Genomic DNA, 25819 nt, shown 5'->3' on the forward strand with positions numbered 1-25819 from the left:
CCGGCGGCGTCGCGGCATCGGCTTCGGCGGGAGTGCTCACGCCGTCACCCTAAGCGGACATTCCCTCCATAACACCCGGAAGGATTTCGCCGCATGCGGGACCGGGCGACTTGCACCTCACGTGACGTGAGGGGTCAGGCTGATCCCCGTACGGCACCGCAGGCACGCAGGAGAGGGGGCGGCGCATGAGCTGGTCGGTGGGCCAGGTGGCCGGATTCGCCGGCGTCACGGTGCGCACCCTGCACCACTACGACGAGATCGGACTGCTCGTCCCGCGCGAGCGCAGCGCGGCGGGCCACCGCCGCTACGGCGAAGGCGACCTGGACCGGCTCCAGCGGATCCTCTTCTACCGGGAACTCGGCTTCCCGCTCGACGAGGTCCACGCCCTGCTCGACGACCCGGGGACCGACCCCCGGGAGCACCTGCGCCGCCAGCACGACCTGCTCGTCGCACGGATCGAGAAGCTGCGGAAGATGGCCGAGGCCGTCGAACACGCCATGGAGGCACAGAAGATGGGAATCCGGCTCACGCCCGAGGAACGGTTCGAGGTCTTCGGGGACAAGGACCCCGAGCAGTACCGCGAGGAGGCCGAGGAGCGCTGGGGCGGCACCGAGGAGTACGCCGAGTCGCAGCGCCGCACCGCCTCCTACGGCAAGGAGGACTGGCGGCGGCTCCAGGCCGAGGTCGACGACTGGAGCGCGCGCTACGCCGCCCTGGTCGCCGCCGGCGAGGAGGCCGGGGGCGAGCGCGCCATGGACCTCGCCGAGGAGCACCGGCGGCACATCTCACGCTGGTTCTACGACTGCCCGTACGCGATGCACGTCTGCCTCGGCGACATGTACGTCGCCGACGAGCGCTTCAAGGCGTTCTACGACTCCATGGGCGAGGGAGTCGCCGAGCACCTGCGCGACGCGATCCACGCGAACGCCGGGCGCGCTACGCCTCCGGCGTGATGACGGCGGCCGTCCCGTAGGCGCAGACCTCCGCGGCCCCGTCCATCGCCTCCGTCACGTCGAAGCGGAACATGAGCACGGCGTTGGCGCCCCGCGCCCGCGCCTGCTCGACCAGCCGCTCCATGGCCTGGTTCCGCGTCTCGACGAGGGTCTTCGTCAGGCCCTTCAGCTCGCCGCCGATCATCGACTTCAGACCCGCGCCGAGCTGGCTCCCGAGATGGCGGGAGCGGACGGTCAGGCCGAAGACCTCACCGATGACCCGCTCGATCCGGCGGCCGGGGACGTCATTGGTTGTGACGACGAGCACATCCGCCTGCGGATTCTGGCCGCCACCGAAGTCTTCGATTCCCATACCGACAGGTTTGCCACAGTTGCGGCACAGCGCATCCTGGGAGGGCCACTGGAACCTGGCAAGCTGACCCGGCGTTGATAACTTTGCCTTGCCGTTGCTGTTGTCTGTCTATCCCTCCAGGAGTCCGGACCCGTGCTGACACTTGCTCTCGGACCCAGCTGGCTGGACCCGGACCATCTGCTGAACACGTTCGGCATCTGGGGTCTGCTCCTGATCGTGTTCGCCGAGTCCGGCCTGCTGATCGGTTTCTTCCTGCCGGGCGACTCGCTGCTGTTCACCTGCGGTCTGCTGATCACGGCGGGCACCCTCGACTTCCCGCTGTGGGCGGCCATCGCGCTGATCTGCCTCGCCGCGATCCTCGGTGACCAGGCCGGTTACATCTTCGGCAAGAAGGTCGGTCCGTCGCTGTTCAGGCGCCCGGACTCCAAGATCTTCAAGCAGGAGAACGTGACGAAGGCGCACGAGTTCTTCGAGAAGTACGGCCCGAAGTCCCTGGTCCTGGCCCGCTTCGTGCCGATCGTCCGCACGTTCACGCCGATCATCGCGGGTGTCTCCGGGATGCGGTACCGCTCGTTCATCACGTTCAACGTGATCGGCGGTGTGCTCTGGGGCGCCGGTGTCACCCTGCTCGGCTCCTGGCTCGGCAACATCGCGTTCGTCCACGAGAACATCGAGGCGATCCTGATCCTGATCGTCCTCGTCTCGGTGGTCCCGATCGCCATCGAGTTCCTGCGCGCCCGCAGCAAGGCGAAGAAGACCGCGTCGGCGCCGGGCGACGAGAACGCCGGGGCCGCTGTCCAGCGCGGGCGGCACGCGAAGCGGTAGGCCGCGCTGGGCGCTGGGCGCTGGGCGTGGTCGGGTGCGGCTTGCGTCGTGGCTGGTCGCGCAGTTCCCCGCGCCCCTGAGATGCGCACTTCGTGCGCCATCTCATCAGAGGCGCGCCCCGTCCCCCAGGAGAGGCGCGCGAAGCGCAGCCTCAGGGGCGCGGGGAACTGCGCGAGAAGCGGCCACCGGCCGTCAGCTGACGGTCAACCCTTCAGGGGCGCGGGGAACGGCGCGAGAAGCGGCCACCGGCCCGCAGGTGAACGACAACCCGACAAGGGGCGCGGGGAACTGCGCGAAAAGTCCACCGGCCGTCAGCCCACCGACAACCCCGGCGACTAGAACCCCCGGGTCCGCTTGGCGGCACGCCGCCCGCCGGCGCCGGGCGACCTGATGAACAGCCGGGAGATCTCACCACCCAGGTTCACCCCGATCGCGATAGCCATGGCAAGCGCGGCAGCCTTCGACAGCGACACCAGCCCCTTGTCCACATTGCCCTGCGCAATGAACAACAGCCCGAAGTACGTCGAGGAACCCGGCAGCAGCGGCCCGATCGCGGCCGTCACGTACGGCAGCGCCGAAGCGAACTGATACCGCGAGAAGAGCTGCCCGAACAGCCCGACGAGCCCCGCCGCGGCAGCGGTGGACGCCACCGGCGAGATATCACCCGCGTTGTGCATGGCGCCGTACACCACCCAGGCGACCCCGCCGTTGAGCGTCACGGCGATCACCGTCGACCGCTCCTGCTGCAACAGCACGGCGAAGGCCAGCGACAGCGCCATCGACGCGGCGATCTGCCAGTACGGCCGCTGGGGCCCCGACAGCAGGCCCTCCGGGTTGAGCTGCGCGTGCAGCTGCACCCCCACGTACAGCATGATCAGCACGCCGATGACGATGCCCACGAAGAAGTACATGACCTCCAACAGGCGGGCCGCGGCCGTGATGTAGAACCCGGTGAGACCGTCCTGGACGCCGGCCACCAGCGCCCGCCCGGGCAGCAGCGCGAACAGCCCACCGGTGATCACCGCGGACGCGCGCACATCCACGTAGTTGTGCGCCAGGGTCAGCAGGATGCCGATCGCGGCGGGCGGCATCGCGGCCACCGTGAACTGGTAGAACTCCGGAAATCCACGCCCCGCGCACAGCCACGCGAGCCGGTCGCCCAGCATCGCGCCGATCGCCGCGGCGACGAACACGATGAGGTCACCGCCGACGAGGATCGAGGCGGACCCGGCGAGCAGCCCGCTCGCGGCGGTGAGCGCCCAGCCGGGGTAGGGGTGCCGGTTCCTGCGGATCTCGGCGAGCCGCCGGTAGGCGTCCTCCAGGGAGATCGAGGCGGCCTCTTCGTGCTCGTCGCTGATGTCGTCGACCAGCCGGTACACGGCAGCGAGCCGGTTGTAGTCGGTGCCCCGGCGGCGCACGGTGCGCGACGCCGTCACCGGATCGTCCACCAGCGACGGCTGGAACGTGATCGACAGCAGCGTGAACGTCACCGTCGGCTCGCACCGGTCGAGCCCGTAGGACCGGCACACGGCGAACATCGCCGCCTCCACGTCCTCGGCGCCCTCACCCCCGGCGAGCAGCAGCTCCCCGATACGCAGCGTCAGGTCGAGCACGCGCGGCACGGCGGGCCCGGCGTCGTCCTCCTTCTGCGCCTTCTCCGGCGGCGCGGGCCGCTCGGCGACCGGCAGCCGCAGCATCGTGCGCATCCGGTCCTGCCAGGGCGCCTCTTTGGTCAGCCGGACCACCGGAATGCCGTGCGGCGGAGTGAAGGCGGGCGGCGACTGCCGGGCGCTGTAGGTCCGCGGCGGCGTGAACGCCGAACCCTCGTGCTCCACGGGCTCGGCGGGCGGCACGCTGTACCCGTCGGGGAGCGCGAACTCCGAGGTCGTCGAGGAGGACTCCTCCTCCGCCACCGGCGCCTGCGCCACGATCCCGATGGGTTGTGTGAACGCGCTGCGTGCCTCGTCGGACTGCGGCTTGCGGTCCTCGGGGGCCTCGGTCTCCCGGTCCGTCACCTCGTGCCCTTCTCGCCCTTCTTGTGATTGCGGCTTCCTGTGCCTGCGGCAGAAGGCGGCGACCGCGGTCGCCACCGTCCACGCGGCTGCCTCTCGCTACGCGTCTACCTCCCGCACGCCTCAGTATGCGCACAGAAATGCGGACGGGCCGCACGACATATGTCGTACGGCCCGTCCGGCGGACAGCGCAGGAACGCTACGCCCTCGGCTCAGTGGCCGCCGTTGTCCTGAGCGCGCTTGTACGAACGCTCGATCTCGGCCTCGGCCTCGGTGCGGCCCACCCAGTCGGCGCCCTCGACGGACTTGCCGGGCTCCAGGTCCTTGTAGACCTCGAAGAAGTGCTGGATCTCCAGGCGGTCGAACTCGGAGACGTGGTGGATGTCGCGCAGGTGCTCCATCCGCGGGTCCGTCGCCGGGACGCACAGCAGCTTGTCGTCGCCGCCGGCCTCGTCCGTCATGCGGAACATGCCGATGGCGCGGCACTTGATGAGGCAGCCCGGGAACGTCGGCTCGTCCAGGATGACCAGCGCGTCCAGCGGGTCGCCGTCCTCGCCGAGGGTGTTCTCGACGTAGCCGTAGTCCGTCGGGTAGGCCGTCGACGTGAACAGACGACGGTCGAGACGGATGCGACCGGTCTCGTGGTCGACCTCGTACTTGTTCCGCGATCCCTTCGGGATCTCGATCAGAACGTCGAACTCCACCGGTGGCTCCTCAATGATCAACACAAACGTCTGGTGGTTAAGTGTCCCCTACGCAGGTGTGTGATCGCGAAAGGGGCTGGTCCGCGGTGCCGGAGCTGAAGGCTTCGCAGCTCGTGACGGGCGTTGCGAAGACCAAGACCAAGCAGTTCACGGTGGGAGCGACGGCGGTGGGCGTGGCCTTCGCCGCCCTGGTGGCGGTGGCTACCGGCCCCTGGGACTCCTCCGGTCAGCGTACGGCCGAGGCGGACCGGGCGGCCTCCCCGGGCAGCCGGGGTGGTGCAGATCACGGCCGTACGTCCGCGGGGGCGTCGGCCGCCGCCCCCAGCGCACCGGCGGTCCTCGCCGCGCCCGGGGCGTCGGTGCCCGGCCCGACGAAGCACGCCCTGGCCGACGTACTGGACCCGCTGTTCAAGGACTCCGCCCTGGGCTCGCGCCGTGCGGCCGCCGTCGTCGACGCCGCCACCGGGGAGCGGCTCTACGGGAAGTCGGCGGGCGACGCCCTCACCCCCGCCTCCACGACGAAGCTGGCCACGGCGGTGGCGGCCCTGACGGCCGCGGGCCCCGACCACCGCATCGCCACCCGCACCGCCCTGGACCAGGACGGCAAGGAACTGGTGCTGATCGGCGGCGGCGACCCGACCCTGACGGCCCGCGAGAAGAATCCTTACGACGCCGCCGAGCTGCGCACCCTCGCCGACCGGACGGCCGCCTCCCTCAAGGCCCGCGGCGCCACCGAGGTCACGCTCTCGTACGACACCTCGCTGTACTCGGGGCCGTCCCTGCACCCCCTCGGCGTGAACGAGAACCTCGCCCAGGTCTCCGCCCTGATGACCGACGAGGCCCGTACCGACGACTCCAACAGCGGCCCCGCCCCGCGCGCCGCCGACCCCGCCGCGTCGGCCGCCGGGAAGTTCGCGGACCTGCTGCACGACCGCGGTATCAGGACCAAGGGCGCCCCGGGCCCCAGCAAGGCGTCCGGGCAGGCCGAGGACGTCGCCAAGGTCGAGTCGCCGCCGCTGTCCGCCCTCGTCGAGCGCATGCTGACGAACAGCGACAACGACATCGCCGAGGCCCTCGCCCGGCAGACCGCGATCGCCGCCGACGAGAGCCACGACTTCGACGGCGCGGGCCGGGCCATCAAGAAGCAGCTGAAGAAGCTCGGGCTGCCGCTGTCCGGCGCCCACTTCTCCGACGGCAGCGGCCTGGACCGCACCGACAAGGCCTCCACCGCCCTGCTCACCGGCCTGCTCGCCGAGGCCGCCGACCCCGCCCGCCCCGAACTGCGCTCCCTGCTCACCGGCCTGCCCGTGGCCGGCTTCACCGGCACCCTCGCCCACCGCTACGCGGACGAGGCCGACGCCTCGGGAACCGGCCTGGTCCGCGCCAAGACCGGCACCCTCACCGGCGTGAACACCCTGGCCGGCACGGTCGTCGACGCCGACGGCCGACTGCTGCTCTTCGCGTTCATGACCGAGGGCGCCCCGGGCCCCCAGTCCGCCCAGGCCGTCCTGGACCGGCTCGCCTCCTCCGTCGCGAACTGCGGCTGCCGCTGACCCCGGCCGGCACCGGGTGACACCCGGGGGCCGGGTGTCAGGGTTCAGTCAGGGTTCAACCCCCTCCCTGTACCCGAAGGGTCACGTACCGTTGACGGCATGACGAGCTTCGGCAGTGCGGCTTCGGCAGGAATGGTCGACTGGAACCTCGCGGTGGCGACGGCGACCCGACTCGTACGGCCCGGCCCAGAGGTGAGCCGTGACGAGGCACGCGCGGTCGTCTCCGAGCTGCGCCGGCACGCCAAGGCCTCCGAGGAGCACGTGCGCGCGTACACGCGCATGGCGTCCGACGACATGCACGACACCCCTGTCCTCGTGGTGGACCGCCCGGGCTGGGTGAAGGCCAACGTCGCGGGCTTCCGCGAACTCCTCAAGCCACTGCTCGACAAGATGCAGGAGCGCCGCGGCCCGGGCCCCGGCGGCGCCGTCCTCGGCGCGGTCGGCGGCAAGGTCACGGGCGTCGAGCTCGGCATGCTGCTGTCGTTCCTGTCCTCCCGCGTTCTCGGCCAGTACGAGACCTTCGCCCCCGCCACCGGCGACCTCCCGGCCGCGCCGAACGGCGGCGGCAGGCTGCTCCTCGTGGCGCCGAACATCGTGCACGTCGAGCGCGAACTCGAGGTCGACCCGCACGACTTCAGGCTCTGGGTCTGCCTGCACGAGGAGACCCACCGCACCCAGTTCACGGCCGTGCCCTGGCTGCGCGACCACCTGGAGGGCGAAATCCAGTCGTTCCTCGACGAGACCGAGGTCGACCCGTCGACGTTCCTGGAGCGCATCAGGGAAGCGGCGCAGTCGCTCGCCGGAGGACGCCCCGAGGGCGAGGAGGACGACGGCGGCCGCTCGCTGGTCGAGCTGGTCCAGTCGCCCGCCCAGCGCGAGGTCCTCGCCCGCCTCACCGCGGTGATGTCCCTGCTCGAAGGCCACGCGGACTACGTGATGGACGGGGTCGGACCGGACGTCGTGCCGTCCGTGGCCGAGATCCGCGAGAAGTTCCAGCAGCGCCGCCAGAAGGGCGCCTCGCGGCTCGACATGGCCCTGCGCAAGCTCCTCGGCCTCGACGCCAAGCTGCGCCAGTACCGCGACGGCGAGCGATTCGTACGAGCCGTCGTCGACCAGGTCGGCATGGATGGCTTCAACCGCATCTGGACGTCACCGAACACCCTCCCCACCAAGGCGGAGATCGCCAAACCGGCGGACTGGGTCGCGCGGGTGCACAACAAGACAGACGGCGCCCACGACGCGTCGTAAGGCACGCCCAAAATTGCTCAGGATCACCCATCCGAGGGACCGTGGCCCGTGGGTAGGCGTGCAATGCTCAGGGAATGGCTCGGCTCTGTCACCATCGACACACTCTGCGTGACCGAAATCACCGAGTCACCGTTGAGCGACTGAGCCGTTGTGAACGGCTCACGAGTTGGCGCCCACCCCCCTAGACAACGGAATGAAGGGAACCGGACATGGGTCCCCATCCTGCGGTCGCGGCGATACGCCTGGCGGTCCGCCGCGTCCTCCACGACATCCTCAACGCACAGCCCGCAACCCCCACGCCCCCCACATCCCCCACGCTCCCCGCATCCCCCGAGCGGCCCCTGGTCCTCGTCGCCTGCTCCGGCGGCGCCGACTCCATGGCCCTCGCCTCCGCCCTCGCCTTCGAGGCCCCCAAACTCGGCATCCGCGCCGGCGGCATCACCGTCGACCACGGCCTGCAGACCGGTTCCGACACCCGCGCCGAGGACGTCGTCCTGCGCCTGACCGCCCTCGGACTGGCCCCGGCCGAGTCCGTCGCCGTGTCGGTCGGCCGGGCCGGCGGACCGGAAGCAGCCGCCCGCGACGCCCGCTACGCCGCCCTCGACGCCGCCGCCGAGCGCCTCGGCGCGAGCGCGGTCCTGCTCGGCCACACCCGTGACGACCAGGCCGAGACCGTGCTGCTCGGCCTCGCCCGCGGCTCCGGCATCCGCTCCCTGTCCGGCATGGCGGCCGTCTCCGGGGGACCGGGAGCCCCCGGACGCTACCGGCGGCCCTTCCTCCACCTGGACCGCCAGACCGCTCGCAAGGCCTGTCTCGTCCAGCACCTGCCGGTGTGGGACGACCCGCACAACACCGACCCCGCCTATACGAGGTCGAGGCTGCGGCACGAAGGACTGCCCGCCCTGGAGAAGGCGCTCGGCAAGGGCGTCGTCGAGGCGCTCGCCCGTACGGCCCAGTTGTCCCGCGACGACGCCGACGCGCTGGACGCCTGGGCCGCGCAGGCCGCCGAATCCGTCTGCGACGCGGCCGGACTCCTCGAGTGCGCCAAGCTCTACGCGCTGCCGCCCGCCGTACGCCGCCGCATCCTGCGCCGCGCCGCCATCGAGGCCGGTGCCCCGGCCGGTGCGCTGTTCGCCCGGCACATCGAAGAGGTGGACCGCCTGATCACCGGATGGCGGGGTCAAGGGGGGATCAATCTCCCGGGCAAAGTCGTCGCCCAGCGGCAGGGTGGCAGACTGGTCATCCGGCAAGGCTGACTGAGCGGCTCACGTCGCGGCGGCCGGTGGGACGACCGAAAGTGATGCGGGTGGACGCGAAAGACATGGGCACCGACCTCAAGTCGGTGCTCATCACCAAGGAAGAGATCGACGCGAAGCTGGCCGAGCTGGCAGCCAAGGTCGATGCCGAATACGCGGGCAAGGACCTGCTCATCGTCGGAGTCCTCAAGGGCGCCGTGATGGTCATGGCGGACCTGGCTCGCGCCCTGTCCACCCCCGTCACGATGGACTGGATGGCGGTGTCCTCGTACGGCTCCGGCACCCAGTCCTCCGGTGTCGTGCGGATCCTCAAGGACCTCGACACCGACATCAAGGACAAGCACGTCCTGATCGTCGAGGACATCATCGACTCCGGTCTGACGCTGTCCTGGCTGCTGACCAACCTCGGCACCCGCGAGCCCGCCTCCCTCGAGGTGTGCACGCTGCTGCGCAAGCCGGAGGCGGCCAAGGTCGACATCGACGTGAAGTGGGTCGGCTTCGACATCCCGAACGAGTTCGTGGTCGGGTACGGCCTCGACTACGCGGAGAAGTACCGGAACCTGCCGTTCGTCGGCACGCTGGCCCCGCACGTCTACGGCGGCTGAGGTCACGTCAGGCGGCGGGAACCCTCACGGGCGTCCCGCCGTTGGAGCATGCGAAGAGGAGATTGTCGGACGTCCCCTGCGACTTCGGGTGACAATGCTGGGGTACCGTCCGAAGAACAGTTCTTCAAACAGCTTCAAGCGGGTTCAAGAACTCAACAGCTTCAAACAGCCTTATCAAACTCACTATGGCAGGAGGGACGGGGCGACACCGCTCCGTATGGATGGACGTGAAGCGATACTTCCGTGGGCCGGTCATGTGGATCGTGCTGGCCGTCCTTGCCGTGGTCGTGTTGATGCAGGTCGTCGGCTCGTCCGGCGGCTACAAGACGGTGGACACCGGCCAGGTCATTCAGGCCATCGACAAGAACCAGGTCCAACAGGCCAAGATCACCACCGGTGACGAGAACACCATCAAGGTGGAGCTGAAGAGCGGCGAGAAGGTCGACGGCTCCACCAAGATCCAGGCGAGCTACATCGGCGACCAGGGCGTCGACGTGGCCAAGGCTCTGCAGTCCAAGTTCGAGGACAAGCAGATTCCCGACGGTTACACCGTCTCCCCGACGAAGCAGAACGCGTTCGTCAGCATCCTGCTGTCGCTGCTGCCCTTCGTCCTCATCGTCGTCGTCTTCCTGTTCCTGATGAATCAGATGCAGGGCGGCGGCTCCCGGGTCATGCAGTTCGGGAAGTCCAAGGCCAAGCTCATCACCAAGGACACCCCGAAGACGACGTTCGCCGATGTGGCGGGCTCGGACGAGGCGGTCGAGGAACTCCACGAGATCAAGGAGTTCCTCCAGGAGCCGGCGAAGTTCCAGGCGGTCGGCGCCAAGATCCCCAAGGGCGTACTGCTGTACGGCCCGCCCGGTACCGGCAAGACGCTTCTCGCGCGCGCCGTCGCCGGCGAGGCCGGGGTGCCGTTCTACTCGATCTCCGGTTCCGACTTCGTCGAGATGTTCGTCGGTGTCGGTGCCTCCCGAGTCCGTGACCTCTTCGAGCAGGCCAAGGCGAACGCTCCGGCGATCGTCTTCGTCGACGAGATCGACGCGGTCGGCCGCCACCGCGGCGCCGGCCTCGGCGGCGGTCACGACGAGCGCGAGCAGACGCTCAACCAGCTCCTCGTCGAGATGGACGGCTTCGACGTGAAGGGCGGCGTCATTCTGATCGCCGCCACGAACCGGCCGGACATCCTCGACCCGGCGCTGCTGCGTCCCGGCCGCTTCGACCGCCAGATCGCGGTCGACCGCCCGGACATGCAGGGCCGTCTGGAGATCCTCAAGGTCCACCAGAAGGGCAAGCCGGTCGCTCCGGACGTCGACCTCTCGGCCGTCGCCCGCCGCACCCCCGGCTTCACCGGCGCGGACCTGTCGAACGTGCTGAACGAAGCGGCGCTCCTCACGGCGCGCAGCGACAAGAAGCTGATCGACAACCACAGCCTGGACGAGGCGATCGACCGTGTGGTCGCGGGCCCGCAGAAGCGGACCCGGATCATGTCGGACAAGGAGAAGAAGATCACCGCGTACCACGAGGGCGGACACGCCCTGGTCGCGGCGGCGTCTCCGAACTCCGACCCGGTCCACAAGATCACGATCCTGTCCCGCGGCCGTGCGCTCGGGTACACGATGGTGCTCCCGGACGAGGACAAGTACTCGACCACGCGCAACGAGATGCTCGACCAGCTCGCCTACATGCTGGGCGGCCGGGCGGCCGAGGAACTGGTCTTCCACGACCCGACCACCGGCGCCGCGAACGACATCGAGAAGGCCACCGGTACGGCCCGCGCGATGGTCACGCAGTACGGCATGACCGAGCGGCTCGGCGCGATCAAGTTCGGCGGTGACAACTCCGAGCCCTTCCTGGGCCGCGAGATGGGTCACCAGCGCGACTACTCGGAAGAGGTCGCCGCGCTCGTCGACGAAGAGGTCAAGAAGCTCATCGAGACGGCGCACAACGAGGCCTGGGAGATCCTCGTCGAGAACCGCGACGTTCTCGACAACCTGGTCCTCGCGCTGCTGGAGAAGGAAACGCTGAACAAGGAGCAGATCGCCGAGATCTTCACTCCGATCGTGAAGCGTCCGGCCCGCCCCGCGTGGACCGGCTCCTCCCGCCGCACCCCCTCGACCCGCCCGCCGGTGCTCTCCCCCAAGGAGCTGTCACTGACGAACGGGGCGAACGGATCGGCGACCGCCATCGAAGCCACCACCCCGGTGGACACGGTGAAGGACGACCGCCCCGAGAGCTGACGGCAGCCCGCACAGGGCCCGGAATGCAGACCGCGTCCCCCACGCTTTACGGTGTGGGGGACGCGGCCTTTTGTCTGTCAGGGGGCAGCGCCTGATGTCCGTAAGAGGAAGAGGCACCAGATGACCGACCCGGTGACGCTTGACGGCGAAGGCCCGATCGGCGATTTCGACGAGAAGCGGGCCGAGAACGCCGTACGCGAACTGCTCATCGCGGTCGGTGAGGACCCGGACCGCGAGGGCCTGCGCGAGACTCCGGCGCGGGTGGCTCGCGCGTACAAGGAGATATTCGCCGGCCTGTGGCAGAAGCCGGAGGACGTGCTGACGACGACGTTCGACCTGGGGCACGACGAGATGGTCCTGGTGAAGGACATCGAGGTGCAGAGCTCCTGCGAGCATCACCTCGTGCCCTTCGTCGGCGTCGCCCACGTCGGCTACATCCCGTCCACCGACGGCAAGATCACCGGTCTGTCGAAGCTGGCCCGCCTCGTCGACGTCTTCGCCCGCCGCCCCCAGGTCCAGGAGCGTCTGACGACGCAGATCGCGGACTCCCTCATGGAGATCCTGGAGCCGCGCGGCGTCATCGTGGTCGTCGAGTGCGAGCACATGTGCATGACGATGCGCGGGGTGCGCAAGCCGGGAGCCAAGACCATCACGTCCGCGGTGCGGGGACAGCTCCGCGACCCGGCCACGCGGAACGAGGCGATGAGCCTGATCATCGGCCGGTGATCACGGGCCCGCTAAGGGGCCCGCGTCGTCATGCGGCGGGCGCGGTGCCCTCCGTGTCGTCGTCCTCCGGGAGCTTGCAGATGCGCTCCAGGAAGATCGCTGCCGCTATGACGGCGACGCCGGCGACGACCGAGAACCCGGCGTAGATCGCCTGGTCGCGGCGGGCCGGGATGTCGAGCTGCTCCAGCAGGAAGACGCCCGTGCCGCCGTACATGCCCGCGACCAGCGCCGCGACCAGCGCGCTGGCCTGGCCGAAGACCAGTGCGCGGGCCGCCATCATCGGGTCGACGCCCTTGGCGCCGGGGCGGCGCTCGCGCTGGGCGCGCAGCCGGGCGCGCAGGGAGAGCGCCGTCGCCAGCAGGACGACGGCGATCACCGCGAGCACGATGGGCGCGGCCAGGGGGACGCTGGGCAGCGTGCCCAGCGAGTTCCACAGGCGGGCGCCCGCCCAGGACAGCACTCCGGCGACCCCGAACAGGCCGGCCAGAGTTCTGATGCGCAGTTGCTTCATCGCGGTTGCTTCATCCCCGTCGGTCGCCCGTCTCCCGTGCGTGGCCGCACGGCTCTGCCCGATAGACCCTAACGATTACTCGGGCAGCCGGAGTTCCAGGTCGGTGCGGGCGGCCACGCCCTCGCGGGTCACCGCGGCGAGCAACTCGGTGACCGGGCCGTGGCCGGCGAGCTGTGCCTCGGGGTCCACGTCGTGCCAGGGCGCGAGCACGAAGGCGCGCTCGTGGGCCCGGGGGTGGGGGAGGGTCAGCACCGGATCGTCGGAGACCACGTCCGCGTACGCGACGATGTCGACGTCGATGGTGCGCGGGCCCCAGTGCTCGTCCCGCACGCGGTGGAAGGCCTCCTCGACCGCGTGGGCGCGCTCCAGGAGCGAGTCGGGCGGCAGGGTCGTCTTGAGGACCACCACCGCGTTGAAGTACGAGGGCTGGCTGTCGGGGTCGACGCCCCAGGGCTGCGTCTCGTAGACGGGCGAGACGGCCTTGATGCGGACGCCGGGGGTGTCCTCCAGGGCGTCCACGGCGCCCTGCAGCGTCTCCAGGCGGTTCCCCAGGTTCGAGCCGAGGGAGAGCACGGCGAGCTTGGGGTTGGAGAGGGTGGTGTCAGCGGCGTCGACCTGCTCCATCACAGAGGTCGGTACCGGCTGAACGGTCGGGTCGAACGGAGTTTTGTTCATACTCGGCTCCGGGTGATGGTGACGGTCACGTCGTCGAAGGGCACGGTGATCGGCGCGTCCGGCTTGTGGACGCAGACCTCGACCTCCTGGACTCCCTCGTGCTTCAGGCAGGCGTCGGCGATGCGCTGGGCCAGGGTCTCGATGAGATCGACGGGCTCGCCCTCGACGGCGGCCACGACCTCCTCGGCCACGACGCCGTAGTGCACGGTCTTCGTCAGGTCGTCATCGGCCGCCGCGGCCCGGGTGTCCAGTCCGAGCACCAGGTCCACGATGAAGGTCTGGCCTTCCTCGCGTTCCTTGGGGAAGACGCCATGGTGCCCGCGGGCCTTGAGGCCGCGCAGCGCGACACGATCCACGCGAATCACTCCTGCAGTCGTCGGTAGGGGCCGGCCCTGTCGAGGTGCGGTCGACGCACCGGCCTCAATCGAATCTACCTGCGAGCACTGACATCGCTTGCCCGTGGGGGCTATGGACAGACGGTCTCGAGGCTGGTAGCCGCCCATACCCAGACGGCCGGGAAACCAACCTTGAGCCCGGGATTCCGGCTCTTTCGGGGGCACCCGCCCACTCAGGCGAGTGACCCATTGTCGTCGGTGTTGCCGTCGTCCCCGGGGCCGTCGTCCGCGTCGTCGAGGGTGTCGTCGAGGGCGCCGGATTCGTCGTCCGACTCCGCGAGCACGGGGGAGGCGTGGTGCGACCAAAGCTTCCAGCCGTCACGTGTGCGCCGGAACACATTCGTGGCGACGACGCGCTGGCCCACCAGCGGGCCCAGCTCGTCGCTGTCCTCGGGCGCGGGGCCGCCGCTGAGGATGTTCTCCGTGCAGGTCACGAGGGCGGTGTCGGCGACCACGCTGATCCGTACATCCGTCAGGAAGAACTGGATGTACTCGGTATTCGCCATAATTAGGGCATAGGACCGCAATACTTCGCCGCGGCCCGTGAGCACCGGCCAGCCGGGGTGCACGCAGGAGATCGAGGTGTCCTCGGCGTCGTCCGGATCGTCGTCCTCGGCGTAACTGACGTCCTCGGGCGCCAGCCACAGCGAGGTCAGTTCCTCGAAGTCGCCGCGCTCCTGTGCCTCGTAGAACGAGCGGTTGGCCGTGTCGACGGCCTCGGTGTCGGTGCCGGTCACTGGGCTCCCTCGACCGCGCGGGCCACGCGGACGGCGTCGGCGGTGGCCCGTACCTCGTGGACGCGCACGGCCCAGGCGCCGGCCTGGGCGGCGAGCGCGGAGACGGCGGCGGTGGCGGCGTCGCGCTCGCGCGCGGGCGGCGGAGCGCCCTGCTCGCCCGCCAGTACGTGGCCGAGGAACCGCTTGCGGGAGGCCGCGACCAGGATCGGGTGGCCGAGCGCGCGCAGTTCGTCGAGGTGGGCGAGGAGGGCGAGGTCGTGCACGGCGTCCTTGGAGAAGCCGAGGCCCGGGTCGACGATCACGTGGTCGGGGGCGATGCCGCCCTCGACGATCGCCCGCACGCGCGTGTGCAGCTCGTCGACGACTTCGGAGACGACGTTCTCGTACGTGCCCCGGACGGTGGCTCCTTCGAGGAAGCCGCGCCAGTGCATGACGACGAAGGGGGCGCCCGCGGCGGCGACGACCGGCACCATGGCGGGGTCGGCGAGACCGCCGCTCACATCGTTGACCAGGGCGGCGCCCGCGGCCAGGGACTGCTCGGCGACGCTGGCGCGCATGGTGTCGACGGAGATCGTGACGCCCTCGGCGGCCAGGCCCCGTACGACGGGGATGACGCGCTTCAGCTCCTCGTCCTCGTCGACCCGGGCGGCGCCGGGGCGGGTGGACTCGCCGCCCACGTCGACCAGGTCGGCGCCCTCGGCGACCAGGTCGAGGCCGTGCTTGATCGCCGCGGTGGTGTCGAACCAGCGGCCGCCGTCCGAGAACGAGTCCGGGGTCACATTGACGACTCCCATGACCGCGCAGCGGTCCCATACGGGGAGATTGGCTACGTGGCCTCGGCGGACCTGCGACGTGCTCATGCTTCCAGCCTAGAGCCGGATGAGGGGTGCCCCGGTCCGGTACGGGTCCGGCGTGGGGTTCAGGCGGCGTGGGCCCCCTCCTCCCGGTGGGTGTGGGCGCACGGGCGGGGCTCCGGTGCCCGGCGGCGCAGCACTCCCGGCATGCGCATGTTCACGAATCCCTCCGCCCGCATGGCGGCCCAGCCGATCCGCGGGAGGTCCTTCGAGGAGCGATAGACCACAAAGCGGGGCTCCCAGCGGGGCCGGAACTTCGCGTTGAACCGGTACAGCGACTCGATCTGGAACCAGCGCGACAGGAACACCAGCAGGCCGCGCCAGGCGCGCAGGACCGGGCCGGCGCCGATCTTCTCGCCTCGCGCGAGCGCCGAGCGGAACATCGCGAAGTTGAGCGAGACATGGCTGATGCCGAGCTTCGGGGCGGCGTGCAGGGCGGCCACGATCAGCAGCTCGTTCATCCCCGGGTCGGCGCTGCGGTCGCGGCGCATCAGGTCGAGGGAGACGCCGGCGTCGCCCCAGGGCACGAAGTGCAGGACTGCTCTGAGGTCTCCGTAGGGGCCGGGTCCGTCCGCGTCGCTCTTGTGGGCCGTAGCGATCAGGCAGTCCCCGTCGGCCGTGTCGCCGATGCGGCCGAGCGCCATGGAGAAGCCGCGCTCGGTGTCGGTGCCGCGCCAGTCCTCCGCGGCGCGGCGGATCCGGTCCAGCTCGGCGGGGCCGAGGTCACGGATGCGCCGTACCCGGGTCTCGTAGCCGGCGCGCTCGATCCTCTTGACCATCTGGCGCACGTTGCGCATCGCCCGCCCGGTCAGGGAGAAATCCGCGACGTCCACCACCGCCTCGTCGCCCAGCTCCAGTGCGTCCAGTCCGGTCTCGCGGGTCCACACCTCGCCGCCCGTCTCGGAGCAGCCCATGACGGCCGGGGTCCAGGAGTGGGCGCGCGCCTCGTCCATGAACCGCTCGATGGCGCCCGGCCACGCCTCCACGTCGCCGATGGGGTCGCCGCTGGCGAGCATCACGCCGGAGACGACGCGGTAGCAGACCGCCGCCTTGCCGCTGGGCGAGAAGACCACTCCCTTGTCGCGGCGGAGCGCGAAGTGGCCGAGGGAGTCGCGGGCGCCGTGCTTGTCCAGCAGGGCGCGCAGTCTGCTCTCGTCGTCCTCCGCCAGGCGGGCCGCCGGGTGCTCGGGCCGGAAGGCGAAGTAGACCGTGGTGAGCGCGGTGATCATGCCGAGGGCGCCGAGCGAGACGGCGACCGTGCGGGAGGTGCTGCCCGTGTAGTCGAGCGGCCCGTCGAGGCCGAACAGGCCGAACAGGACGTGCTGCAGACGGTCCGACAGGCTCGGGTCGCCGACCAGGCGGCGGGGGTGCGCGCTGACGATGAGCAGCCCGATCATGATCGAACCGGCGCCCAGCACCACGAAGTTGGCGAGTGCCCGCCAGCGGCTGCGCGGGTCGGGCAGCGCGTCGAACTGCGCGCGATTCCTGGCGAGCAGCCACAGCAGCACGAGCGGGATGACGACGCCCGCGAAGGAGTGCCGGTACGCGAACTGCGCGCACGCGCCGAGCGGCAGCAGCACCACGGCCGCCCGCCAGGCCCGCCGCTTGCGGCGCCGCAGGCCGTGCGCGAGCAGGAGCAGCAGGACGCCGCTGCTGAGCGCGAGGGCGGCGGCGAACGGGCCGAGCGTGCCCGGAAGCACCTCCGCCATGGTGTGCATGCGGCTGTGCCGGAAGCGCGGGAAGGCACCGGCCGCTATGTCCAGGAGCCCGACCAGGATGCAGGCGCGGGCGATCAGGGCCGGTACGGCCTCCGGGCGCGGGCCGTGCAGCGCGCGCCTCGTCCGGCGTGCAACCCCCTGGGAGTTTTCCGCATCTATCCTGGCGAACATCGCATTCCCGTGGTTCTGCGAGAAACGTGAACGCGGTGCCATGTCCGGCATCCCGCGACTTGCGCCCTCTAGGACGGGGTGAGCGGGAATCGGGTTCACTCCCGGCCGGAAAAGAGCCGCAAAGTGTGAGGCAAGGGCGAGGAAAAGCCGCAGGGGCCGGGCGTCCGCCGCACCTTGTGGCCGGCGGCGGTCAACTCGTACGCAGGGAAGGTCCGATGGGACTCACGAGCCACAAAGTCCTCGCGCTGGCGGTGCTGCTCGCCGTGGCGCTGTTCGTCGGCACGGTGCTGCTCTGGCCCCGTCTGGCGCACCGCTCGTGGCGGTCCGTCACAGGTCGGGTGGGGTTGCTGCTCGGTACTCAGCTGGCGATCTTCGCGGCGGTCGGCCTCGCCGTGAACCAGGCGTTCGGCTTCTACGCGACCTGGGCCGACCTCTTCGGCCAGGAGCAGGGCCAGGGAGTGGTGAGCAACCAGGACGCGGCCGGGAACAGGGGACCGGTCCAGGTGGTCTCCACTCAGGAGGTGGGCGTGGCCGGCGGGGCGCTTCCAACGGTGGGCGGACAGATCCAGGAGGTCGACATCCTCGGACGGACGACGCACATCGCGACGACCGCCTACGTCTATCTGCCGCCGGAGTACTTCCAGCGGCAGTACGCCCGCCGCACGTTCCCCGCGTCCGTCGTCCTGACCGGGTATCCCGGCACCGCCGAGGCGCTGATCAGGGGCCTGCACTATCCGCAGACCGCCCACGAGCTGGCGGCGGCGGGCCGGATGCAGCCGATGATCCTGGTGATGCTGCGGCCCACCGTGGCGCCGCCGCGTGACACCGAGTGCGTGGACGTTCCGGGCGGCCCGCAGACGGAGTCGTTCTTCGCCAGGGACCTGCCGGCCGAGCTGGGCGCGCGCTACAGGACCGCGAAGAAGTGGGGCATCGTCGGCGACTCGACAGGTGGTTACTGCGCCCTGAAGGTGGCCATGCACCACCCCGGTGTCTATGGGGCGGGCGCCGGGCTTTCGCCGTACTACAAGGCGCCCCACGACCCGACGACGGGAGACCTCTTCCACGGGGTCGTCCGGCTGGAGCGGCGTGCCGACCTGAAGTGGTACCTGGCTCATGTGCCGCCGCCCGTGACTTCGCTCCTGGTCACCAGCAGCAAGGTGGGCGAGCACAACTACAAGAGCACGCTCGACTTCATCAAGAGGGTGAAGCCGCCCACGCGCGTGTCGTCGATCATCCTCGACAGCGGCGGGCACAACTTCAACACGTGGCGGCGGGAGATCCCGGCGACGCTGGAGTGGCTGAGCGGACGCCTGTAGGTCACGTCTTTCAGCTCGACGAGCACCTTCTCCCAGGTCACTTGACGAGCGGTGCGACCGTCTCCAGTTCCACCTCCGCGCGCGGGATGGCCTTCGCGTCCGCGGCCGTGGAGCGCCGCAGTGCCTCGTGCAGCCGGGCCGGGGTGAGCACGCCGAGGAAGCGACCCTGGCTGTCCTCGTCGATGACCGCGATCCAGCCCGCGTCGTGCTGGAGCATCGTGGCGAACGCCTGCTTGAGCGAGGCGCCGACCGGCAGCCACGCCTCCATGCGGCGGGCCTGGTCGCGGACCGTCCCGCTGCCCGCGCGCGCGTGCTCGGCGGAGAGCCAGCCGTGCAGGTTGTTGTCGTCGTCGAGGACGACGGCCCAGCGGGCGTCGAGTTCCCTGGGCAGCGCGTCGTCGAGGTGGACCACCGGCGGCTGCTCCAGGTCGCCCTCCTCGATGGGGGTGACGGACAGCCGCTTGAGGCCCCGGTCCGCGCCGACGAAGTCGGCCACGTAGGGGGTCGCGGGGGTGCCGAGGACGGCCGGCGGGGTGTCGTACTGCTCGATGCGGCCCTGTCCGTAGACGGCGATGCGGTCGCCGAGCCGGACGGCCTCCTCGATGTCGTGCGTGACGAACAGGACGGTCTTGTTCAGCGTCTGCTGGAGCCGCAGGAACTCGGTCTGGAGGTGCTCGCGGACCACCGGGTCGACCGCGCCGAACGGCTCGTCCATCAGCAGCACGGGCGGGTCGGCCGCCAGCGCCCGCGCGACGCCCACCCGCTGGCGCTGCCCGCCGGAGAGCTGCTCGGGGTAGCGGTCGCCGAAGACCTTCGGGTCGAGGCCCACCAGGTCGAGGAGTTCGGCGGCGCGCTCGCGGGCCTTGGCGCGCTTGACGCCGAGCAGGTGCGGCACGGTCGCCGTGTTGTCGAGGACGGTCTTGTGCGGGAAGAGGCCGACCTGCTGGATCACGTATCCGATACGACGGCGCAACTGCACCGGGTCGATGCCGGATATGTCGTCACCGTCGAGGAATATCCGGCCCCCGGTGGGTTCGATGAGCCGGTTCACCATCTTCATCGTCGTGGTCTTGCCGCAGCCCGACGGGCCGACGAGCGTGACCAGTTCGCCCTCGTTCACCTCGAAGGACAGGTCGTCGACGGCAGTGGTGCCGTCCGCGTACTGCTTGCTGACGTGCTCGAACCGGATCATGGGAACCCATTCTGCCGGGGCCTTGGCGTGTGCGGACCGTCCGAACACGGCAGTTGTGTAAAGGCAGTGTTGCGGCCGGGGGTCGGGTATCGGCCATTGTCGGTGGTGGCGGCTAGGGTCGTCGACAGTCGAAAACGTGCGTGCGTGGGTACGGATACCTGACATACGTTCGGGGAAACGGGGGAGGCGGGGCGGGGTGAGCGAGCAGAACTGCCTGGTGGCCAATGACTGGGTGTGCGGGGAGTATCTGCGCACCCGCGGCCAGGAGTTGACCGACGCGACCGTGCAGCACCTGGGCATCACCGTCGCCGCGGTGGTGATCGGCGTCCTGATCTCCTTCCCGCTGGCGCTGCTCGCGCGGCGCAGAAAAGCGTTCGCCGGGCCGGTGCTCGGGCTGACCACGGTCTTCTACTCGGTCCCGTCGCTGGCGATGTTCTCGCTGCTGCTGCCCCTGTTCGGGCTCTCCGCCTCGCTGGTGGTCACGGGACTCGTGCTCTATTCGCTGACGATCCTCGTGCGCAACATCCTGGCGGGGCTGCAGGCCGTGCCGGAGGAGGCCCGGGAGGCCGCGCGCGGGATGGGGTACGGGCCGCTGCGGCTGCTGTGGGAGGTCGAGCTGCCGCTGGCGCTCCCGGCGATGCTGGCCGGGGTGCGCATCGCCACGGTCTCCACGGTGGCGCTCACCACGGTCGGCGCGATCGTCGACTACGGCGGCCTCGGGACGCTGATCCTCGACGGCCTGCACAGCGACTTCAAGGCCCAGGTGCTCACCGCCTCCGTGCTGTGCGTGCTGCTCGCGGTCCTCGCCGACCTGCTGCTGCTCGGCGTCCAGCGATGGCTGACGCCGTGGACGCGCGCGACGGCCGTACGGGGCGGCCGCGGCCCCCACAGACCCAAGACCGTGACCGCGGTGGAGCAGGACATGCCTGAGATGCCGGAGAAGGTCGCATGAACGCGATATCGGGGGCCTACGACTGGCTGACCACGGGCGCCAACTGGCAGGGCGAGAAGGGGGTCTGGCACCGCCTTTCGGAGCATCTGTACTTCAGCGGGGTCGCCCTCGCCGTCGCCTGCCTCATCGCGCTGCCGCTGGCCCTGTGGCTCGGGCACATCGGCAAGGGCGGCGCCCTCGCGGTCAACATCTCGAACGTGGGGCGCGCGGTGCCCACCCTGGCCGTCCTGGTGCTGCTCACGCTCACCCCGCTCGGCCGCCACGGCGACCTGCCCACGCTGATCGCCCTGGTCCTGTTCGCGGTACCCCCGTTGCTGACGAACGCGTACGTGGGCATGCGCGAGGTCGACCGCTCGGTGGTGGAGGCCGCGCGCGGCATGGGGATGAGCGGCCGCCAGGTGTTCTCCCGGGTCGAACTGCCGCTGGCGTACCCCCTGGTGATGACCGGGCTCAGGTCGGCCGCGGTGCAGGTGATCGCGACGGCGACGCTGGCCGCGATGGCGGGCGAGGGCGGGCTCGGGCGGATCATCACGGCCGGATTCAGTCTGCAGAACACCCCGCAGGTCGTCGCGGGCGCCGTCCTCGTGGCCGCGCTCGCCCTGGCCGTGGAGGGCGTGTTCGTGGCGGTGGGCCGGGTCCTCGACCCGACGCGAGGGCGGGCGTGACACGGATCCCCGGCGGCACAGTGCGGTGCCGACCGTCAGTCAGCAGTGCCGGAGCAGTGCCAGCAGTGCTACCAGTGCAACGAGGAGAGCGATGAACAGCAGGACGCACGGCAGGACGCGCCGCATGGCCCTGGCGGTCGTGGCGGCGGGAGCCCTGACCGCGGGTCTCACCGCGTGCGGCGGTGACAGCCTCGAAGGCGACAAGGGCGGCTCGGCGAGCGCGGGCGACGGCAAGAAGGGCAAGATCGTCGTCGGCGCCGCCAGCTTCACCGAGGCCAAGGTGATGGGCGAGCTGTACCGGCAGGTATTGGACGACGCCGGGTACGACGCGTCGGTCAAGACGGTGGAGAACCGCGAGATCTACGAACCGCAGCTCGCGAAGGGCGCCATCGACGTGGTGCCCGAATACGCGGCGACACTCGCCGAATTCCTCAACCTGAAGAAGAACGGATCGGATGCGAAGGCCGTCGCGTCCAGTGATGTCGACGCGACGATCACCGCGCTGCGCGGTCTCGCCGAGCCGGAAGGTCTGAAGGTTCTGGACGCCGGCGGGGCCGTCGATCAGAACGCGTTCGCGGTGACCGAGGCGTACGCCAAGAAGCACAACCTGAAGACGCTTTCCGATCTCGGCAAGTCCGGCGAGAAGGTCAAGATCGCGGCCGGCGACGAATGCGAGACCCGGCCGTTCTGCGCACCGGGCCTGAAGAAGACGTACGGGATCGATGTCACGGGCATCGACCCGAAGGGCGTCGGCACCACGCAGTCCAAGCAGGCGGTGAAGAACGGTCAGGACCAGCTGGTTCTGACGACCACGACCGACGCGACGCTGAAGAACTTCGGACTCGTTCTCCTGGAGGACGACAAGAAGCTGCAGAATGCGGACAACATCGTTCCGGTCGTGAACGCCAAGGATGCGGGCGACAAGGCGATAGCCGATGTCCTCGACAAGCTGACCAAGACGCTCACGACCGACGACCTCGTCGAGTTGAACCGCAAGGTCGACGCCGAGCGGCAGAAGGAAGCCGATGTCGCGAAGGACTATCTGGAGGCCAAGGGCCTCATCAAGAAATGATCTTGATCGGCGAGTGACGTGATCAGTGACGTGATCAGTGACGCGATCGCCGAGTGAGCTGTTTCTGGCGTGAGTTCGGTGGTTTCTGCGTCGCCCGCGCCCGGATTTTGCCGGGCGGGGCTTCGCGATTCGCCTACGCGCGGTAAGTTTCTGGCCATGCCACGTGGACGCCACCGCCATTCCCCACCCCTCCACCGCCTGTTGCCCCCTTCGGTGATCGCCGGTGCGCCTCTCGTGTGCGCGGGCGGCGCCTGGCTGACGGGCGATCCGCTCGTGCTGCGCGGCATCACCGCCGCCGCGGCCGCCGCGGCCGTCGTCGGCGCCTTCGTGATGCGCCGCTGGGACCGGCTCGCGGGCAAGCAGGTCGCCGATCTGACCCGGGGCGCCGCGAGCGAGCGCTGGCGGCACGAGGAGGCCGTGGCGGAGCTGGAGGGCGACCTGGAGGAGTCGCGCGAGTTGCGCACCCGCCTCGAAGGCAGGCTCCGCTCCAAGCGGTCCGAGCTGGCGGCGCTGCGCAATGAGCACGCGGCGCTGCTGCGCCGGTACGCCAACGCCGAGACGGAGCGCGCCAGCGCCCTGGAGGGCCGGCGCCGGCTCGCCATCGAGGCGTCGGCCCCCACGAAGGCGCTGCCCCCGGCCCGGCCCGCCGAGCCGACGGCCCCGGCCGCTGCCGCCGCCGCTGCCGCGATCCAGGTCACCCCGTCGCTGTACCTGCGGGCGAACGCGGCGCTCGACCGGCTGGCCCGGCCCGCCGCTCCCGCCCCCGCCGCGGAGGAGACCGATTCCCGGGGGAAGCCCCGGGCGGCGTCCGGCCACTTCACCGTGCCGGCCGCCGCTGCCGTGGTGCCGCCGGCGGCACCGGCGCGCAGGGCCCTCGTGGGCGGCTTCGACTTCTTCGGCACGGCCGCGGGCTCCGCGGTGGCGCCGGACGAGGACCTGGCGGACGTCGTCGGGGAAGAGGCGCTCGCCGAGCAGGAGAAGGACGCCAAGGACGCCAAGGACGCCAAGGACGCCGAGAACGGCGCCGAGAAGGAAGTCATCGACCTGACGGCCCATGACGAGACCGAGCAGATCGACGTGGGCGAACTGAGGTCGGCGCTGCGGGCCTGAGGCTTGTTCTGCTGTGAGGGCGCTCTACTCGTCGTAGGGCGCCCTCTCGCGTGAACGGGTCCCTACGGGGCTTCGCTCATCCAGCGATCCGGACGAGCGCCCCGCCTCCCGGTCCGTGACCGGTCCGCCTGCGCCCGCAGCAGCTCCGCCGCCTCCTGGGCGTCCCGCAGCCGCGCCGTCACCGTCTTGTCGGCGCCCGTGTCCAGGTGCAGTGCCGCGACCCGCCAGCAGCGCTCCCAGGGGCCCTGGGTGAGGCGCACGCTCTGCACCTTGGCGTGCGGGACGAGCGAGATCCGGCGTTGCAGCAGTCCTTCCTTGGCGGCGAACACGGTCTCCGTGACGGACACCCCGTACGCCCGCCACCACACCGGCACGCACCAGCGCCCGCGCCGCGGCGACCCCGCGAAGTCGTCCGGCTTGGGCACCGCGACACCCGGCAGGATGCGCGCGACGACGTCCTCGGCCTGCTCGCGCGGGGCGACGGGAACCAGGACGGAGTTGGCCGACCCCGCGACATGCAGCTCGACACGGACCCAGTTGCGCCGCCGCCACAGCAGCGGCTGCACGATCCGCACGGTCTGCACCCGGCCGGGCGGCACCGTCTCGTGCACCCGGTCGAGCAGCCCGTGGTCGATGCGCAGTCCGTCCGGGGACTCGCCGACCGTCCAGTCGTACTCCTTGATGAACCGGCCCGCGCTGTTGGTGAACGCCCCGCCGGCCAGCGGCACGGCGGCCGCGATCACTGTCCACAGGTTGTGGGTGGCGAACCACAGGAAGGCCGGCACGGCGACCGCCGCCAGGAGCATCGCCCAGGGGGTGCCGGTCAGCAGCAGCGCCACGGCGAGCGTGCGCGGGGGCGTGCGCAGGATCTGCCGCGCCGGTGCCTCACCCACCTCGTGGGCCGACTCCGGGGCGAACCCGGCCGCGCGCGCGAGGAGCTCGGCCCGCAGATCGCGCGCCTCCTTCTCTCCCAGGTAGGCGAGTTCGTCCTTCTTGTCCGTCCCTACGACGTCGAGTTTCAGCTTGGCGACGCCCACGAAGCGGGCGAGGAGCGGCTGGGTGACGTCGACGGCCTGGAGGCGGTCGAGCCGGATGTGGGCGGTGCGGCGGAACAACAGGCCCGTACGGATGCGCAGTTCGGTGTCCGTCACCCCGAAGTGCGTGAACCACCAGGTGAGGAACCCGTACAGGGCGGCCGCGGGCACCAGGACGCCCAGGCCGATCGCCAGGGTCGCGGTGGTGAGCTGGGCGAGCTGGCGCTGCGCCTGGTCCATGTCGTGCACGGCCCAGCCGAGCAGGACCGCTATCGGCGCCCACGCGCGGCGCAGCGGCGTGACGGGGTGCAGGCGCCGCTCTCGTAGGCTCGTGGGCCGCTCGATGCCGGTGACGTCCGTGACGTCCTCGGTGGCGTCCTCGGGAACGGGGGAGGCGGTCACAGGCCCGCCGATCGGGCTTCGCCGAGCTCGGTGAGGCGGTCGCGCAGCCGCTCCGCCTCGGCCGGGACGAGTCCGGGGATCGTGGCGTCGGTGGCGGCGGCCGCGGTGTGCAGCTGAAGGCTGGCCAGGCCGAACTTCCGTTCCAGGGGGCCCGAGGTCACCTCGACCAGCTGCATCCGCCCGTACGGCACGATCGTTTCCTCACGCCACAGCACCCCGCGGCTGAGCAGCAGGTCGTCGGCGCGCTCGGCGTACCGCCACGAACGCCAGTTGCGGCCGAGCATCGGCCAGCCCCACACCAGCACCGCGAGCGGCAGCAGCGCGAACGCCGCCCACGGCGGTCCCGCGACGATCGTGAGCAGCACCGCGACGCCGACCGTCAGCGGCACCAGCCAGAGCACGAGCAGCAGACGGCGCAGCTTCAGCAGCCCGGTCGGCAGCCCGGTCCAGCCGGGACCGGACTCGCCGGCCTCCCCGGTCCCGCCCTCTTGGTTCTTGATCCCCATCGCCCCCATCGACCCCGTCGCCCCTGTCTCCATGGATT

The 25819-nt window shown here is 70.6% G+C and carries 25 protein-coding genes; 13 read left to right on the forward strand and 12 right to left on the reverse strand.

Going from position 1 to position 25819, the window contains the following annotated elements; all coding sequences use genetic code 11:
• Nucleotides 1-185 precede the first annotated feature (185 nt).
• The gene (locus ACFVDP_RS28485) at nt 186-953 is read left to right on the forward strand and encodes a MerR family transcriptional regulator (protein ID WP_383495526.1); all 768 of its coding nucleotides are present in this window, start codon (nt 186-188) and stop codon (nt 951-953) included.
• Here the strand turns inward: ACFVDP_RS28485 and ACFVDP_RS28490 are convergent.
• Nucleotides 937-1305, reverse strand: a complete 369-nt coding sequence (locus tag ACFVDP_RS28490; RefSeq protein ID WP_383495530.1) for a YbjQ family protein — start codon at nt 1303-1305, stop codon at nt 937-939. The genes ACFVDP_RS28485 and ACFVDP_RS28490 overlap by 17 nt on opposite strands.
• Before the next feature lie 132 nt (nt 1306-1437).
• On the opposite strand from ACFVDP_RS28490, the gene ACFVDP_RS28495 reads away from it, so the two are divergent.
• Complete coding sequence (locus ACFVDP_RS28495; RefSeq protein WP_383495533.1) at nt 1438-2130, forward strand: DedA family protein; 693 nt, start codon at nt 1438-1440, stop codon at nt 2128-2130.
• Nucleotides 2131-2465: 335 nt separating this feature from the next.
• Here ACFVDP_RS28495 and ACFVDP_RS28500 read toward each other — a convergent pair whose 3' ends face one another.
• The gene (locus ACFVDP_RS28500) at nt 2466-4145 is read right to left on the reverse strand and encodes a threonine/serine exporter ThrE family protein (RefSeq protein WP_383495536.1); all 1680 of its coding nucleotides are present in this window, start codon (nt 4143-4145) and stop codon (nt 2466-2468) included.
• Nucleotides 4146-4354: 209 nt separating this feature from the next.
• Entirely contained in the window at nt 4355-4846 is a 492-nt protein-coding gene (locus ACFVDP_RS28505; protein ID WP_207822615.1) for an inorganic diphosphatase, read from the reverse strand.
• Between the two features lie 86 nt (nt 4847-4932).
• On the opposite strand from ACFVDP_RS28505, the gene dacB reads away from it, so the two are divergent.
• From dacB to folE, 6 genes are all read left to right on the forward strand, one after another.
• Nucleotides 4933-6399, forward strand: coding sequence for a D-alanyl-D-alanine carboxypeptidase/D-alanyl-D-alanine-endopeptidase (gene dacB, locus ACFVDP_RS28510; protein WP_383495541.1), 1467 nt, complete (start codon nt 4933-4935; stop codon nt 6397-6399).
• Between the two features lie 99 nt (nt 6400-6498).
• Nucleotides 6499-7647: a zinc-dependent metalloprotease gene (locus ACFVDP_RS28515; RefSeq protein WP_383495544.1), complete on the forward strand. Its 1149-nt coding sequence runs from the start codon at nt 6499-6501 to the stop codon at nt 7645-7647.
• Between the two features lie 209 nt (nt 7648-7856).
• A complete protein-coding gene (tilS, locus tag ACFVDP_RS28520; RefSeq protein ID WP_383495547.1) occupies nt 7857-8903 on the forward strand; it encodes a tRNA lysidine(34) synthetase TilS in 1047 nt (348 codons plus the stop codon).
• Between the two features lie 44 nt (nt 8904-8947).
• Nucleotides 8948-9508, forward strand: coding sequence for a hypoxanthine phosphoribosyltransferase (gene hpt / locus ACFVDP_RS28525; RefSeq protein ID WP_111662750.1), 561 nt, complete (start codon nt 8948-8950; stop codon nt 9506-9508).
• Between the two features lie 221 nt (nt 9509-9729).
• A complete protein-coding gene (gene ftsH, locus ACFVDP_RS28530; protein ID WP_383495550.1) occupies nt 9730-11745 on the forward strand; it encodes an ATP-dependent zinc metalloprotease FtsH in 2016 nt (671 codons plus the stop codon).
• A 120-nt stretch (nt 11746-11865) separates the two neighbouring features.
• Nucleotides 11866-12471 (forward strand): GTP cyclohydrolase I FolE, encoded by a 606-nt coding sequence (folE, locus tag ACFVDP_RS28535; protein ID WP_383495553.1) that lies wholly within the window; start codon nt 11866-11868, stop codon nt 12469-12471.
• Between the two features lie 28 nt (nt 12472-12499).
• On the opposite strand, the gene ACFVDP_RS28540 is transcribed toward folE, so the two are convergent.
• The 6 genes from ACFVDP_RS28540 to ACFVDP_RS28565 all read right to left on the reverse strand — a co-directional run bounded on the left by ACFVDP_RS28540 (nt 12500) and on the right by ACFVDP_RS28565 (nt 17532).
• Nucleotides 12500-12982 carry a DUF3180 domain-containing protein gene (locus ACFVDP_RS28540; protein WP_383495556.1) on the reverse strand — a complete coding sequence of 161 codons (483 nt, stop codon included), beginning with the start codon at nt 12980-12982 and terminating at the stop codon, nt 12500-12502.
• 75 nt (nt 12983-13057) lie between these two features.
• Nucleotides 13058-13657 carry a 2-amino-4-hydroxy-6-hydroxymethyldihydropteridine diphosphokinase gene (gene folK, locus ACFVDP_RS28545; RefSeq protein ID WP_383495559.1) on the reverse strand — a complete coding sequence of 200 codons (600 nt, stop codon included), beginning with the start codon at nt 13655-13657 and terminating at the stop codon, nt 13058-13060.
• Nucleotides 13654-14013, reverse strand: coding sequence for a dihydroneopterin aldolase (folB, locus tag ACFVDP_RS28550; RefSeq protein ID WP_383495562.1), 360 nt, complete (start codon nt 14011-14013; stop codon nt 13654-13656). The genes folK and folB overlap by 4 nt, the downstream gene beginning before the upstream one ends.
• Nucleotides 14014-14225: 212 nt before the next feature.
• Nucleotides 14226-14789, reverse strand: a complete 564-nt coding sequence (locus ACFVDP_RS28555) for a nuclear transport factor 2 family protein (RefSeq protein ID WP_383495565.1) — start codon at nt 14787-14789, stop codon at nt 14226-14228.
• A complete protein-coding gene (gene folP / locus ACFVDP_RS28560; RefSeq protein ID WP_383495568.1) occupies nt 14786-15649 on the reverse strand; it encodes a dihydropteroate synthase in 864 nt (287 codons plus the stop codon). Before folP ends, ACFVDP_RS28555 begins: the two co-directional genes overlap by 4 nt.
• 59 nt (nt 15650-15708) lie before the next feature.
• Nucleotides 15709-17532 carry a phosphatidylglycerol lysyltransferase domain-containing protein gene (locus ACFVDP_RS28565; RefSeq protein WP_383495571.1) on the reverse strand — a complete coding sequence of 608 codons (1824 nt, stop codon included), beginning with the start codon at nt 17530-17532 and terminating at the stop codon, nt 15709-15711.
• A gap of 215 nt (nt 17533-17747) precedes the next feature.
• On the opposite strand from ACFVDP_RS28565, the gene ACFVDP_RS28570 reads away from it, so the two are divergent.
• Nucleotides 17748-18848, forward strand: coding sequence for an alpha/beta hydrolase (locus tag ACFVDP_RS28570; RefSeq protein ID WP_383495574.1), 1101 nt, complete (start codon nt 17748-17750; stop codon nt 18846-18848).
• Nucleotides 18849-18885: 37 nt separating this feature from the next.
• Here ACFVDP_RS28570 and ACFVDP_RS28575 read toward each other — a convergent pair whose 3' ends face one another.
• Nucleotides 18886-20040: an ABC transporter ATP-binding protein gene (locus ACFVDP_RS28575; RefSeq protein ID WP_383495577.1), complete on the reverse strand. Its 1155-nt coding sequence runs from the start codon at nt 20038-20040 to the stop codon at nt 18886-18888.
• Between the two features lie 196 nt (nt 20041-20236).
• On the opposite strand from ACFVDP_RS28575, the gene ACFVDP_RS28580 reads away from it, so the two are divergent.
• The 4 genes from ACFVDP_RS28580 to ACFVDP_RS28595 all read left to right on the forward strand — a co-directional run bounded on the left by ACFVDP_RS28580 (nt 20237) and on the right by ACFVDP_RS28595 (nt 23839).
• On the forward strand, nt 20237-20992 hold the full coding sequence (locus ACFVDP_RS28580; protein WP_383495580.1) for an ABC transporter permease: 756 nt from the start codon (nt 20237-20239) through the stop codon (nt 20990-20992).
• Nucleotides 20989-21657, forward strand: a complete 669-nt coding sequence (locus tag ACFVDP_RS28585) for an ABC transporter permease (protein ID WP_383495584.1) — start codon at nt 20989-20991, stop codon at nt 21655-21657. Before ACFVDP_RS28580 ends, ACFVDP_RS28585 begins: the two co-directional genes overlap by 4 nt.
• Nucleotides 21658-21748: 91 nt before the next feature.
• Nucleotides 21749-22729, forward strand: coding sequence for an ABC transporter substrate-binding protein (locus tag ACFVDP_RS28590; protein ID WP_383495587.1), 981 nt, complete (start codon nt 21749-21751; stop codon nt 22727-22729).
• Between the two features lie 156 nt (nt 22730-22885).
• Nucleotides 22886-23839, forward strand: coding sequence for a hypothetical protein (locus tag ACFVDP_RS28595; protein ID WP_383495590.1), 954 nt, complete (start codon nt 22886-22888; stop codon nt 23837-23839).
• A gap of 62 nt (nt 23840-23901) precedes the next feature.
• Here ACFVDP_RS28595 and ACFVDP_RS28600 read toward each other — a convergent pair whose 3' ends face one another.
• Together ACFVDP_RS28600 and ACFVDP_RS28605 are read right to left on the reverse strand one after the other, a co-directional pair.
• A complete protein-coding gene (locus tag ACFVDP_RS28600) occupies nt 23902-25275 on the reverse strand; it encodes a PH domain-containing protein (RefSeq protein WP_383495593.1) in 1374 nt (457 codons plus the stop codon).
• The gene (locus ACFVDP_RS28605; RefSeq protein WP_383495596.1) at nt 25272-25814 is read right to left on the reverse strand and encodes a PH domain-containing protein; all 543 of its coding nucleotides are present in this window, start codon (nt 25812-25814) and stop codon (nt 25272-25274) included. Before ACFVDP_RS28605 ends, ACFVDP_RS28600 begins: the two co-directional genes overlap by 4 nt.
• Nucleotides 25815-25819: the final 5 nt, after the last annotated feature.

It is taken from the genome of Streptomyces sp. NPDC057694 (assembly GCF_042799415.1).
Lineage (GTDB): Bacteria > Actinomycetota > Actinomycetes > Streptomycetales > Streptomycetaceae > Streptomyces.

Coding starts and splice junctions, on each gene's coding strand:
- ACFVDP_RS28485 (WP_383495526.1), top strand. CDS start 186: ATGAGCTGGTCGGTGGGCCAGGTGGCCGGATTCGCCGGCGTCACGGTG.
- ACFVDP_RS28490 (WP_383495530.1), bottom strand. CDS start 1,305: ATGGGAATCGAAGACTTCGGTGGCGGCCAGAATCCGCAGGCGGATGTG.
- ACFVDP_RS28515 (WP_383495544.1), top strand. CDS start 6,499: ATGACGAGCTTCGGCAGTGCGGCTTCGGCAGGAATGGTCGACTGGAAC.
- tilS (WP_383495547.1), top strand. CDS start 7,857: ATGGGTCCCCATCCTGCGGTCGCGGCGATACGCCTGGCGGTCCGCCGC.
- hpt (WP_111662750.1), top strand. CDS start 8,948: ATGCGGGTGGACGCGAAAGACATGGGCACCGACCTCAAGTCGGTGCTC.
- ftsH (WP_383495550.1), top strand. CDS start 9,730: ATGGACGTGAAGCGATACTTCCGTGGGCCGGTCATGTGGATCGTGCTG.
- folE (WP_383495553.1), top strand. CDS start 11,866: ATGACCGACCCGGTGACGCTTGACGGCGAAGGCCCGATCGGCGATTTC.
- ACFVDP_RS28540 (WP_383495556.1), bottom strand. CDS start 12,982: ATGAAGCAACTGCGCATCAGAACTCTGGCCGGCCTGTTCGGGGTCGCC.
- folK (WP_383495559.1), bottom strand. CDS start 13,657: ATGAACAAAACTCCGTTCGACCCGACCGTTCAGCCGGTACCGACCTCT.
- folP (WP_383495568.1), bottom strand. CDS start 15,649: ATGAGCACGTCGCAGGTCCGCCGAGGCCACGTAGCCAATCTCCCCGTA.
- ACFVDP_RS28565 (WP_383495571.1), bottom strand. CDS start 17,532: ATGTTCGCCAGGATAGATGCGGAAAACTCCCAGGGGGTTGCACGCCGG.
- ACFVDP_RS28570 (WP_383495574.1), top strand. CDS start 17,748: ATGGGACTCACGAGCCACAAAGTCCTCGCGCTGGCGGTGCTGCTCGCC.
- ACFVDP_RS28575 (WP_383495577.1), bottom strand. CDS start 20,040: ATGATCCGGTTCGAGCACGTCAGCAAGCAGTACGCGGACGGCACCACT.
- ACFVDP_RS28585 (WP_383495584.1), top strand. CDS start 20,989: ATGAACGCGATATCGGGGGCCTACGACTGGCTGACCACGGGCGCCAAC.
- ACFVDP_RS28590 (WP_383495587.1), top strand. CDS start 21,749: ATGAACAGCAGGACGCACGGCAGGACGCGCCGCATGGCCCTGGCGGTC.
- ACFVDP_RS28595 (WP_383495590.1), top strand. CDS start 22,886: ATGCCACGTGGACGCCACCGCCATTCCCCACCCCTCCACCGCCTGTTG.
- ACFVDP_RS28605 (WP_383495596.1), bottom strand. CDS start 25,814: ATGGAGACAGGGGCGACGGGGTCGATGGGGGCGATGGGGATCAAGAAC.